This window comes from Salsuginibacillus kocurii DSM 18087 (genome assembly GCF_000377705.1).
Lineage (GTDB): Bacteria > Bacillota > Bacilli > Bacillales > Marinococcaceae > Salsuginibacillus > Salsuginibacillus kocurii.
This window is the reverse complement of sequence record NZ_KB898623.1, coordinates 448,289-461,521: the sequence shown is the minus strand read 5'-3', so window position 1 is coordinate 461,521 and position 13,233 is coordinate 448,289. Positions and strand designations below refer to the sequence as shown.

The 13,233-nt window shown below is 42.1% G+C and carries 8 protein-coding genes and 1 other annotated feature; of the genes, 5 read left to right on the top strand and 3 right to left on the bottom strand.

Features of this window, described 5'->3' with window-relative positions; translation table 11 throughout:
• Positions 1–57 precede the first annotated feature (57 nt).
• Positions 58–3,054, bottom strand: a complete 2,997-nt coding sequence (locus D469_RS19430; RefSeq protein ID WP_018921742.1) for a transglycosylase domain-containing protein — start codon at positions 3,052–3,054, stop codon at positions 58–60.
• 137 nt (positions 3,055–3,191) lie between these two features.
• Positions 3,192–3,422 (top strand) — a binding site (T-box leader).
• A 99-nt stretch (positions 3,423–3,521) separates the two neighbouring features.
• Here D469_RS19430 and tyrS point away from each other — a divergent pair.
• Positions 3,522–4,799 carry a tyrosine--tRNA ligase gene (gene tyrS, locus D469_RS0102285; protein WP_018921741.1) on the top strand — a complete coding sequence of 426 codons (1,278 nt, stop codon included), beginning with the start codon at positions 3,522–3,524 and terminating at the stop codon, positions 4,797–4,799.
• A 165-nt stretch (positions 4,800–4,964) separates the two neighbouring features.
• Here the strand turns inward: tyrS and D469_RS0102280 are convergent, their stop codons facing one another.
• Together D469_RS0102280 and rpsD are read right to left on the bottom strand one after the other, a co-directional pair.
• Complete coding sequence (locus D469_RS0102280) at positions 4,965–5,384, bottom strand: helix-turn-helix transcriptional regulator (protein ID WP_018921740.1); 420 nt, start codon at positions 5,382–5,384, stop codon at positions 4,965–4,967.
• A gap of 356 nt (positions 5,385–5,740) precedes the next feature.
• Positions 5,741–6,343: a 30S ribosomal protein S4 gene (rpsD, locus tag D469_RS0102270; RefSeq protein WP_018921738.1), complete on the bottom strand. Its 603-nt coding sequence runs from the start codon at positions 6,341–6,343 to the stop codon at positions 5,741–5,743.
• A gap of 549 nt (positions 6,344–6,892) precedes the next feature.
• Between rpsD and D469_RS0102265 the strand changes: the two genes are divergently transcribed.
• The 4 genes from D469_RS0102265 to D469_RS0102250 all read left to right on the top strand — a co-directional run bounded on the left by D469_RS0102265 (position 6,893) and on the right by D469_RS0102250 (position 12,949).
• On the top strand, positions 6,893–7,879 hold the full coding sequence (locus D469_RS0102265) for a class I SAM-dependent methyltransferase (protein WP_018921737.1): 987 nt from the start codon (positions 6,893–6,895) through the stop codon (positions 7,877–7,879).
• Between the two features lie 316 nt (positions 7,880–8,195).
• Positions 8,196–9,386, top strand: a complete 1,191-nt coding sequence (locus D469_RS0102260; RefSeq protein ID WP_018921736.1) for an acetate kinase — start codon at positions 8,196–8,198, stop codon at positions 9,384–9,386.
• Between the two features lie 263 nt (positions 9,387–9,649).
• Positions 9,650–12,091, top strand: coding sequence for a Lon protease family protein (locus D469_RS0102255; RefSeq protein ID WP_018921735.1), 2,442 nt, complete (start codon positions 9,650–9,652; stop codon positions 12,089–12,091).
• Positions 12,092–12,949 carry an EcsC family protein gene (locus D469_RS0102250; protein WP_018921734.1) on the top strand — a complete coding sequence of 286 codons (858 nt, stop codon included), beginning with the start codon at positions 12,092–12,094 and terminating at the stop codon, positions 12,947–12,949. It abuts the gene before it with no gap.
• Positions 12,950–13,233 lie beyond the last annotated feature (284 nt).

Genomic DNA, 13,233 nt, shown 5'->3' with positions numbered 1-13,233 from the left:
AATTTTAGCACAACACTTACTTCTTTATCGTTTACGAGAAAAGATCACGTAAACTCTTTATCCCTCATCGCCCTCGTCTTCGTCGGAATCCTCTTCTTCATTACCGTTATCTTCTTCGGGCTCGGGCTCTTCGTCATTACTGTTATCATCACCGTTGCCGTTATCATCGCCGTTGTTAGGTGTTTCAGGTTCTTCAGGTTCTTCAGGTTCTGTGCCATCACCATTGTCAGGACCGTTGCCTTCAGGCGGTGCCTCTTCTCCGTCCTCATTTTCAGGAGAATCATCTACTGGGGGTTCGGATGGTTCTTCGATCGTTTCGTCCTCCTCGTCCTCCTCTTCAGGGGCAGAAGGGTCTGCCCACTGCCCAGGTTCTGCAGTACCTGAAGAATTAGATTCCCGTCCCTGGCTATCGACAGCTGTCACGTAATACGCATATCCGGGTGAGCCGCTATATGACGTTTCAGTGTTCCCTATGACTGTATCTACAGCAGCAAAAGAACTGCCTTCGCTCACTGCTCGGTAAATACGATAACCAATAATGTCATTATCCGGGTGTTGATTCCACGTGACGTTCCCGCCATTGATGCTGACGCCGGACACTTCGCTAGGTGTCCAGTCATTGGTAGGAGCTTCTCGGTCAGGAACTACATTATCGGTTAGATTTCCTGGTAAATACTCGTCGACATCGTCAATATCAAAGTATTGTTCATCAATACCTACCCCAGATTGGGTGAATTCCCCTGGAGTAGAAGAATAAGCTCTATACGGCTGATCATTGATCGTTACATATTCAATGTTATCTAAACTGTTGTCTACTTCTGTTGGGATAAATGCCTGGTTCATAAGATCAGTTTCCACAAACCCAGCTTCTTGACAACGGCTGGATGGGAGCAAGCCAGAAATTCCGCAAATGGATTGTGTGACCACTGTTTCAGGCTGTTCAAAGGAACTCTCAGCTGCAATCGCCTCTACATTCGCATCATTTGCTGCATTCAAGAGATTGGCCCAAATTTGTTGAGTTCTTGGGCTATAATCCATTCCATTCACATTTCTTGAAATCTGGGTGTTTTGAGGGTAACCAATCCAAGTTCCTAAGGTAACTTCAGGATTATATCCGACAAACCAAGAGTCTCGAAATTCACCTGTGGTTCCCGTTTTTCCAGCCCAATCTCCGCCCGTGTTCATCATATTTGGCAGGCCACTTGCTGTTCCATTCGTTAACACACCGCGCAGCATATCAGTCATCATATACGCTGTTTCTTCTGAGAAAGCTTCTCTGGACTCTGGTTCATGTTCGTAAATAACTTCACCATCTCTGGTCTCGATACTTTCAATCATATAGGCTTCTTGATATTGGCCTTGATTTGCTAGAGCTTGAAAAGCATTTGTGTTATCTACAACCGAGAGTTCTAATGAACCAAGGGCATACGGTTCCCAAACTTCTTCTCTTGGAATGCCGAGGTTATCTAACCCTTCGTAAACCTCTTCATTTTGAACAAGGTTAGATGCTTCATAGTCAGCTCCTTCATCTAGTAATTGCAGGCTTCGAACAGCCGGAATATTGCGGGACTGTTCAATCGATTCTCGAACTGGTAGAAAGCCACTATGTTGATTGTCAAAGTTTGAAACTTCTTCACCTTCACTGTATGTGCTAGGTACGTCAGGAACAATTTGCCCTGGATGAATTTCTCCGCGCTCTAAAGCTGGCGCATAAGATAGATAAGGTTTAACTGTAGAGCCGACAGGTCTTCCACCTTGAGTAGCCATGTTTTGAGCTTCGATCTCATGATCTCGTCCTCCAACAAAACTTAACAAGGCACCAGTTTGGTTATCAATTAAAGCTGCCCCAACTTGTTCTGGGTCACCATGTTCGTCTGTAGGACCAAACCATTGATCACCGGCTACTGCTTCTTGCATCGCATCATAAATGTCTTTGTCAATCGTTGTATGAACAACATAGCCTTGCTGTCTAAGTTCAGCCTGAGCTTCTTGGCGATAGGTGTCAATTGTCTCCTGGCGTTCTTCACCTTCTAAACTATCTAAATCTACATCATCTTCTTCAAGTCGTTTCTGCATTAAAATGCTGCTAGCCTGAGAAGCTGTCTCATAAGCAACATAAGGATACTCATCAAAAGGATTAGGAGCAGCTTCTGTCAAATCTCCGCGAATATCATAATCAAGAGCTTCTTCGTGTTCATCTTCATCGATATAGCCGCTTCGTTCCATACGGTTTAGCACTGTTTGCATTCGATTTAACCCAGCATCAAAATTTTCTTTTACGGCCCCATTAGCCTCAAAAGGCGAATAGCCAAACGGGCTTTGCGGCAGGCCAGCAATGAAAGCGGATTGAGCTATGTTTAAATCTGAAGCATCCACTCCAAAGATTCCTTCAGCCGCTGATTGTACGCCGGCAATATTTCGGCCAGAGGCATTTCGGCCAAAAGGAACGACATTCAAATAAGCTTCGAGGATTTCATCTTTTTCCATGAAATTCTCAAGCCGCATGGCGAGCATAATTTCCTGAGCCTTTCGCTCAAAGGACACTTCAGGGGAGAGGAGCTGGTTTTTTACGAGTTGTTGTGTAAGCGTACTTCCTCCTGTTTGGTTGCCCGCGTTTGCTACTTCCTGATAAGTAGCACGGAATATGGCCTTTGGTACAATACCCTCATGCTCATAAAAATATTCATCTTCGGTTGCAATAATAGCCTGTTTAAGGTGCTCTGAGACTTCATCCAAGGTAACCACTCGGCGCTCAAGGTCCGCAGGCAATTCTCCTAAGTATTCATCATTAGCAAAATAGACCTCGCTAATCTCGTCATAGTTATACACTTCATCGAGCATTTCTTCGCTTTCTTGCACCGATTCATCCTCTACGAGTGACACAAAATAACCTGCACCGGCGGCTCCAACAAAAAATACGAGCATAAAAATAAGAACAAAAAAGATAAGAATAAGATTCCAGACAACGTGCGAGGTAATATTAACACCCCGAACTACTCTCGTATTCGCCCATGTATCAAGTTTTTCGTTCATTCGGTCTAAAAATTGGCGCATGTTATTCCCCCTAAAATATCATTGTAATTATAGCATAAAGCAGCTATGCTTCCTATCGGTAAGGTGAAATAATGATGAACAATGTTGCATTTTATAAAAAAGTATGGTAAAAACTGTTGATAGAATAGTAAACATAAATAAAAGTAACGATGGAAATAAATCCTAGCTTGCTCCTTCCCTGTACACAGAGAGCCGTTTTTGCTGAGATGCGGCACATAAGGTGAAGTGAATTACCTTCCTGAACTTTTTCTGCGAAAATGCACTGAGTAGTGGAAAACGGTTGTACCGTTATCACAAAGAAAGTGAGAAGCCGGTGTCCAGACTGGCTTCTAATAAGGGTGGTACCGCGACCATAACTCGTCCCTTTTGCAGGGAGGAGTTTTTTTGTGTTTTAACACCGCTATCTTTCTCATGTTCAGGAAAGTATTTGCAGGATAACTGCCGTTACATGTATAGGAGGAATAAAAATGTCAGTGTTACAAGATTTAGAACAAAGAGGCCTTGTGAACCAAGTGACAGACCGAGAAAATTTGAATAAGACATTAAGCCAAGAGTCGGTTGGTTTATATTGTGGCTTTGACCCGACCGGAGACAGTCTTCATATTGGTCATTTATTAACGATTGTTACCTTGCGACGCTTTCAGTTAGCTGGCCACAAACCATACGCCCTTGTAGGAGGTGCTACTGGGCTGATTGGCGATCCAAGCGGTAAAACGGCTGAACGAACCTTAAATGAAGAAACAGTCGTAAGATCCTGGGTAGAGCGTATTCAAGCCCAACTTGCAAAATATCTCGATTTTGAAGGAGAAGTAGGCGCTGAGCTAGTTAATAACTACGATTGGCTGGGGGAGATGCGGCTTGTTGAGTTTTTACGAGACGTAGGAAAACATTTCAGTGTCAATTACATGCTAGCAAAAGAAACGGTAGATTCGCGTTTAGAAAGCGGCATTTCCTTTACAGAATTTACGTATATGATGCTTCAATCATATGACTTTTACCGTTTGAATGCGGAAAAGAAAGTCAAACTGCAAATGGGCGGCAGTGACCAATGGGGTAACATTACGGCTGGCTTAGAGCTTATTCGCCGCATGAATGCAGAAGAAGAGGAAGAAGCTATTGATGCCTATGGATTTACGATTCCGTTGGTTACAAAAGCGGATGGTAGCAAATTTGGTAAATCAGAAGGCGGGGCAATTTGGTTAGACCCTGCCAAAACTTCTCCTTACGAGTTTTATCAATTCTTAATTAATGTCGACGACCGGGACGTCATTAAGTTTATACGTTACTTTACCTTCCTTGAGGAAAGCGAGATCAAAGGCTTGGAAGAAGAGTTGGAGGAACGTCCCGAAGAACGAAAAGCACAGCGCCGGTTAGCTGAAGAGGTGACTAAATTTGTGCACGGGATAACTGCACTAGAACAAGCGCAAAACATTTCTCAAGCTTTGTTTGGCGGAGGGGCACTAACGAAGCTTAGTGCAGAAGAAATCGAACAAGGCTTTAAGGACGTTCCGACATATAAAGCAGAAGAAGATACAATTCCATTGGTTGAATTGTTGATTCACGCAGAGATTGTTTCTTCCAAACGACAGGCTAGAGAAGATATTCAAAATGGAGCGGTGTATATAAATGGGGAAAGGTGCCAGGATCTTGCGAAGGAAATTGGCAGCGAAGATCAAATAGATGAGCGTTTTACCATTTTACGACGCGGCAAGAAAAAGTATTTCCTTGTAGACTTTAAAAACTAAAGACCAGCTCTGTATTTTCTTATAAGATAAAGCCAGCCATGACGAGGCAAAGCATCATGGCTGGCTTGTTTATTGCAGTCAGTGAAGGTTACATTTATATACTTCTACTTTTTGATTCCGGAAACACCAATTTTAATTAGGACCTTCCATCATCATGAAAATTGGTCAATCCTTCACTGTTCTCTTTAAATCTTTAATAAAATCTTTTAGCACATTCAAAATATCCTTATATAATGCAATAATTGCAATCCCAATAAACATAAAAATGGTGGACACAGAGCCGAAATTGGTGAAAATACCAAAAAACATAATGACCAATCCTACATAAAATCCGGCATCACTAAAAGTGCTTTTTTCTTCATCGACATTTATCTTTTTAATCAACTTATCATCTTTTTTGATTATCTCATCAATAGTTACATTGAAAATTTCACTCAGTTCAATTAGGTTTTCAATATCAGGATAACCTTTGTTGCTTTCCCACTTATAAACCGCTTGCCGAGAAACACCCAACTTTTTAGATAATTCTTCTTGTGACATATTGTACTCTTCTCTAAGTCTTTTTAATTGGCTGCCCAACTCCATAAATACCAATGCCCCTTCCCTAATCAATACCTTAATTATACAGCGAAGGGAAAACAGGTACTATAAACGATTCGTTTTTTATTGTAAACCCTTAGTTTACACGCCGAAAAGCTACTTACTATGAGGTTTTCTCGTATGTTCTTCCCATAAACTAAATGGATGTAGTTACATACGATAACTTACATTAATAACTCAATATTTTTTTATGTAAATCTTATAGGGCTTATTTTATGAATAAGAAAGTGAATACACAGGGGGAGTATGATGGATGAAGCTGAAGTAGAACACTTTTACACGTGTAAGCAGGATATAAAAAAACACCCTGCGTTTTATCCGCAAGGTGTTTATGGTAGAGCTTAACGAGAGTAGAACTCAACGATAAGAGCTTCTGTAATTTCAGAAGGAAGCTCGGAACGCTCAGGAAGACGAGTGTACGTTGCTTCAAGCTTATCTTCGTCAAGGTCTAAATATTCAGGAACAAACGTGAGCGCTTCACGTGCATCTTTTACAGAATCAAGATTACGTGATTTTTCACGAAGGCCAATGGCTTGCCCTGGCTTCACACGGTAAGATGGGATATCTACACGTCCGCCATCCACTGTAACGTGACCATGGTTAACGAGCTGGCGAGCACCGCGACGTGTGCGGGCAAAGCCGAGACGATACACAAGGTTGTCAAGGCGGGACTCAAGTAGAGTCATGAAGTTTTCACCGTGAACGCCTTTCATGCGTCCTGCTTCATCAAAGATGCTGCGGAACTGGCGCTCATTTAAACCATACATAAAACGGAGCTTTTGCTTTTCTTGAAGCTGAAGTCCGTATTCAGACATTTTTTTACGTTGTGTTGGCCCGTGTTCTCCCGGTGGGTAAGGGCGCTTTTCAAGTTCTTTTCCAGTACCGCTTAGAGAAATTCCAAGGCGGCGTGATTTCTTCCATGTGGATCCAGTAAAACGAGACATGGATGAATCCTCCTTTTTTCCAATTAAATAGTTGGAAAAAGACGAACAGTGGCTCTTCCAGGCAGGCCATTGTGTTTTCATGCATCTTCGCCCCGACAGCGAGGGGTTACGTGATACTCCTTCATCATCTTATTGCCGCGGGATGAGAAGGAACACAATGAAATAGTTCCATGCCAGGTTCACCCCGGCTGTCTTTTACACAGCGTACATTGTACCTCGAATGGACAGTGTGAGTCAAGAAATAATTGAAGAAAGACTTATTAATATAAATTTGAAAGAGGAGGCGGCGTTAACCTTTAGAAGGTTTTTCTTATTATAATTGGCTGTTTCCTAGGAGCTAAGGTGATCTCTTCTTTGAATGCCGCTGGAGTTCCCTCCTTTTGCTTTCTGGGGTTTGAAACAAAAACAATAACAAATGCGTAATCAGCCTTATATATTAATTAAACATGAGATAGGATTATACTGCTTCTTCATTCAACTTTTGCCAGTGAACGTTCTCTGTTACAATGAAGCTCGGACTAGTGAATCGAAATAGAGGTGACATGAGCCATGTTAAATGTAGAAGAGTTATATAACGGTTTAGATCAAATGGCTTCCCTCATTCAAGAAGCAACTGAGTTGACCTATCTTGAATCTATTGCAGAAGCAGGCGAAAATTTCTTTCAACAGGCAGTGGTGCAGGAGGCTTTGTCCGCAGAAAAAAAGCAGGAGGCGAATGAACTTCTTTCAACGTATCCATTTGAAGGTGCGGCCAAAGAAGACATCCGCCGCGCATTTCAGTTAGCTGTAGTGAAAGGAATGAAAGAAGCGGTCCAGCCTCATCACGCTATGACGCCGGATGCGGTAGCCTTATTTTTGAGTTATCTTGTGAACCGCTTCTCGGCAGGTCAAAAGAGAATCACTTTGCTCGATCCTGCTGTGGGAACGGGTAATTTAATGATGGCTCTGTTAAATCAACAAGCGTTGCAAATAGAGCCTTATGGGGCTGAAGTGGATGACACGTTGCTTAAAGTTGCTTACACTCAAGCTAATTTGCAAGCTCACCAGCTACAATTGTACCATCAGGATTCCATTGAACAATTGAATGCCCAGAATGTTGATATGGTCGTGTCAGATCTTCCGGTCGGATACTACACGAAAGACGAGGTGGCTAAGCGATTCCAACTGAGCGCTGAATCGTCTCACTCTTTGGCTCATCATTTGTTGATTGAGCGGGGAATTGAAGTGTTAAAACCAGGCGGTCACTTGATGGTGCTTGTGCCCAATTCAATGTTTCAGACGGAAGAAGCCAAGAAGTTACATGAATATGTCAAAGAAAAGGCAGTTATATTAGGTCTTCTGCAGCTTCCACGAACGATGTTTAAAGATGAAAAGCATGCAAAAAGCATTTGGATCTTGCAAAAGAAAGGCCCGAACGTCATTCAGCCTCGTCAAGCTTTATTAGCTGAACTTCCTTCCTTTACACGTGAAGACGCATTAGCTGATATGATGAAGCAAATTAACAACTGGCTAAAAGATGAATTAAATATTGAATAACCAAACAAACTATCTTCGTGGTGCGCGGGGATAGTTTGTTTTGTCAAAAGAGCCATTCAGTGTATCAAGTTTGTATGGTTGTATCCGTTATCAAGTCAGAATAAATAGAAATCATTGTTAGAATGCGGGTTTCACTTGAAATTTAAAGGTTTGAAGTGTTTAAATGAGAGAGGAAATAAGGCGAAGCATACGGAGAGGGACCCCTGTTCGTTTGCAGTATATGGGAGACTGAATCGCTGTTAGTTAATACTTGCTGCTTTTCTAGCCTTTCCGTCCTCAAGAATATATGAAGTATTGATAAAGGAGATTTTTTATCATGGCAAATATCTTGGCCATCAACGCAGGGAGTTCTTCCCTTAAATTTCAATTGCTGCAGATGCCTGAAGAAACGATTGTAACCAAAGGAGTAGTAGAGCGAATTGGCCTTGAAAAGCCAGAGCTTACGATCGAAGTCAACGGAGAAAAAGTAAAACAAACACCAGTGATTACAAATCACGAAGAAGCTGTTTCTTCGCTTTTAGAAGCTTTAACCGCTCATAAAATTATTGAATCATTAGAGGACATTGATGGAATTGGGCACCGTGTTGTTCATGGCGGGGAGAAGTTTTCAGATTCTGTCTTAATTAATGAAGATGTATTAGCTGGTATTGAGGAAGTTTCCGAGCTTGCTCCATTGCATAACCCTGCCAATATTACGGGAATTCGAGCCTTTCGCGAAGTTTTACCAAATGTCCCAGCGGTAGCAGTGTTTGACACAGCTTTCCACCAATCAATGCCAAAGGACAAGTATTTATACAGTATTCCTTATGAATATTATCAAGAGCATGGCATTCGAAAGTACGGGTTCCACGGAACTTCACATAAGTATGTATCACAACGGGCTGCGGAACTTCTTGATAAACCGTTAGAAGAAGTAAAGCTTATTACATGTCATATTGGTAATGGCGCAAGCATTACAGCGGTGGACGGAGGTTATTCCGTAGATACGTCCATGGGCTTCACTCCGCTAGCAGGGGTTACTATGGGTACTCGCTCTGGAAATATTGACCCAGCCCTCATTCCATTTATTATGGAGAAAACAGGACAAAGTGCAAATGAAGTTATCCACACGTTGAATAAAGAAAGTGGAATGCTTGGCTTAACAGGTGTTTCAAGTGATTTGCGCGACGTGGAAGAACAAGCTGGTCAAGGAAATGAACAAGCTCAAGTAGCACTGGACATTTTCACAGGACGTATTCATAAATATATTGGGACCTATGCTGCTACCATGAACGGAGTAGACGCTGTTATATTTACAGCAGGTGTAGGCGAAAATAGTACAGTCGTTCGTGAGAAAGTGTTAACTGGTTTAGAGTTTCTCGGTGTGTACTTCGACAAAGAACAGAATCAAGTTAGAGGGGAAGAAGCTTTCTTAACCAAAGAAGATTCTCCTGTTCAAGCGTTAGTAGTACCGACGGATGAAGAAGTCATGATCGCTCGCGATACTATGCGGTTGCAAAATCAATAAGTACGGATTAATTAATGAAACCGGTCTTTACGATACAAAGACCGGTTTTTTTGCATTTCAAATGAGTTGGCTTTTTTCTAGACGGGGAAGCGGTTTGATACCGCATGTGAACCGCGCTTGAGGTCACAACCTCCACGCCACCGAGCAGCGTCCCGCCCGGCTATCAAACACCCTTCGCTTTTCTGATTATGATATGATATAGAGAGAATAATTATTTACATACTTTTATTTTAGTAGAAAAAAGAGGAAGGGGACTGCTTAGAATGCGTGCCAGTTTAAAGGTGGATAAGCAGCAATTAGTCAATCATTGTAATCCTTCAATGTTTCCATTTCAGACCACCGCAGAAATTGATGAAGGACAAGCGGGAATGATTGGACAAGAGCGAGCGGTAAAGGCGTTAGAGTTTGGGCTGCAAGTACAAAATGAAGGTTACAATTTATTCATAACAGGCCAAAGTGGTTCGGGGCGCACGACATTTGCCAAACGCAAAGCAAAGCAAATTGCGAATGAGCAAAAGACGCCATTGGACCTTCTTTATGTGCATAATTTTAAAAACCCTGATCATCCTCGGGTCTTACAAGTGACTGCCGGTGAAGGCACTAGGCTACAAGCGGAAATTGAGCGTATGATGCAGGATATTAAAGAGGAAATTGGAAAAGTTCTAAAAAGTAAAGCGTTCGAACGCAGACGCATAAAAATGGCTCAGCAGTTTGAAGAAAAGTCGAAAGAACGGTGGGAGAAGCTTGAGGAACAGCTGAATCATGAAGAGTTTACAATGCAGCGAACGCAAAATGGAATTGTGGCTGTACCTATGACCGAAACAGGTGAAGCTTTTCAGGAAGAATCGTTCAAAGAACTTTCCAAAGGGCAGCGGGACGCCTTGATCGAACGAAGCAGACAGTTAACAAAAATTGTTAATGAACGAGTGCGTGAAGATCAACGGGAGAAGCAGCATTTGCAGAACCAGTGGCGGGAAATGGAAGCTCGAACGGTACGAGAAGCGATTGGCGGCTTTATCATTGCTGTAAAAGATTCGTTTTCAGAGGCAGCGAATGTCCAAGAATACCTGGATGAGGTTGAACTGGATATTATTACGCACTGGCGGGAGATGGCCCCTAAAGAAGAAGAAAAAGACAAAGAAGAAGCATCCTTATCAGAAATGTTGCAAAAAAAGGAACAAACGAATGAAGCAAAATATCGCGTCCATGTCCTTGTCGATCATTCGCAGACAGAAGGAGCTCCAGTGATCAATGAACTTAATCCTTCTTTTTCCAACGTCTTTGGGCGTATTGACCATAAAAGCTCTTTTGGAACTGTAGTAACAGATATGACGATGATCAAGTCAGGATCCTTTCATAAAGCGAATGGCGGGTATTTAATTATGCAAGTGGATGATGTATTACGTCAGCCCCATGTTTGGCAGACGCTGAAACGGGTCCTTAAAACAGGTGAATTACGAATGGAAAGCCCGTATGAAGAGGCGGGCCTTATGACTAAGATAACAATGAAACCAGAGCCTGTACCGGTAAATGTAAAATTATTATTGATTGGAACAGCAGAACAGCATCAACTGTTGTACCGTCACGACCCTGACTTTCGAAAATTATTTAAAGTAAAAGTTGATTTTCAAACAAAAATGGAACGAAATAAGCATCATCAATTAGAATACGCTTCATTTGTAGCTTCTTTCTGTAATAAAGAACAACTACGTCACCTTACCAAAGAAGCACTGGCTCACCTCATTGATTATTCATCCAGGCTTGTCGGTCATCAAGAGAAAATGTCGACTAGGTTTCATGAGATAACAGAAGTACTTGTCGAGGCGAATTATTGGGCCGAGCGCGAGCATGCAAACACTATCGAAAATCCTCATATAAAAAGAGCATTGGAAGAACGACGTTATCGTTCTGGTCTTACAGAATCAACGATGCAAGAGGCAGTAGAAGAAGGCAATGTAATGATTTCTACGAGCGGTGAACAAATTGGGCAAATTAACGGACTTGTTGTTCTTCGCACCGGTAATTATTCCTTTGGGCTGCCTCACCGGGTCACGGCCCGGACGTATGTTGGTCAGAAAGGAATTGTGAATATTGACCGGGAGTCACTACTTACAGGGCCGATTCATACGAAAGGGCTGTATATTTTATCAGGTTATTTGCAGGGGGAATTTGCTTTTTCACACCCGATTCCCCTAGGAGCTAGTATCACCTTTGAACAATCTTATAATATGATTGATGGGGATAGTGCTTCGAGTACAGAGCTTTATGCACTTCTTTCCTCCATTAGTCGTCTTCCTATCCGCCAAGATATTGCGGTTACAGGGTCGGTTAATCAGTTTGGAGAAATTCAACCGATTGGCGGTGTGAATGAAAAAATAGAAGGGTTTTTTGCAATTTGTAAAGAACGAGGACTTACAGGAGACCAGGGAGTCATGATCCCTAAGCAAAATATCCAGAATCTGATGCTTGCCCACGAAGTGGTGGAAGCTATTGAGAATGACAGCTTTACCATCTGGGCAGTTGAATCGATTAAGGAAGGGTTTGAAATCTTAACAGGTGTGAAAGCAGGAAACGCTGATGAGAAAGGACGTTATCCAGAACAAACAGGTTTTGGTTACGTGCAGACCCGAATAGATCAAATGTTTGAAACGTTAAAAACAGTCCGGCGTGAACAAGATCTAGAGAAAGGCAGGGAAAACGAGTAAATGCCACTAACAGACCAGGAGCGAGACCGATTAAGAGCCATTGAAGAGTGGGAAACTGAATTTGTCACGGATCATACGATCGAGGCAGAGCGTCTTTCGCTGAACTGGACGAAAGATACATTTGAACGCTTGTCAAAACAAAAGCAGCAAAGTGTGTTGGATCGAATCGACCAATTTTTATTTTATGCCCAGTCTATCACGTTAAATACAAAGCTACATCAAGAAGCGGAAGAACGCCTTATTAATGCGGCACGTGTTTTTCAATCAGACATCCAGCAAATAGAAGACCTAGGCCAGCTGCGTTTAGAGCAGTTGAATTATCTCCTTCTTCAACAAACAGCAAAGCAGCGTTTACTTTCCCTCGGACAGGGTGGTGCTGCTGGTTTTGGCGGTCCGCTCTTACTAGGGACTGATTTAATTTGTATGTTGTTGATTAATTTACGAACGGTTCAGCTCACAGCGATGACTTATGGCTATGACCTCAGGAGCCCGTATGAATTAATGACTGCTTTGAGTGTATTTCATGCCGCTTCTCTCCCTAAAGGAGCAAGAGAAGAAGCCTGGAAAGGCCTGCAGGAGAGAATGGGCGATGAAATTGATCCTTATTTTTATGATGAAGAAGAGGATATCATTGATGCAAATTGGTTGCAGCAACCTTTGCGTCAAGCTGTAAAGGCAGTAGTTTTAAGCTCTCTGCGCAAGAAAGCAATTCAAGGACTGCCTGTCATCGGGATGGCAGTAGGGGCTACAATAAATTATCGCTTCTCCCAGCAAGTCTCGACGATAGCTCGCCATTATTATGAGAAGCGGTGGATCATTGATAAAGAGCGCTTGAACGGGAGTACCTTCACTGAATAAAATACTGTATAAATATATGAGAGATAAAGGAGACCTAATGGGAATATACCATGTCTCCTTTTTTTATGAAGTGAAAGTGCGCACTTTCTTATTAGGAGCAAAAAAACTGCATATACATTTTTGAAATACATGTGTAGAACAGTGCTGAATGTATTATAATTACGGGGATGTATAGAAAATCACTTTAAAAAGAATTTATTTTTATACTTTTAAATGAATAAGTATTGATTTTTGCTAAGAGCGATGATAAAGTAAAGATTATCAAATGATAGATACGCATACGC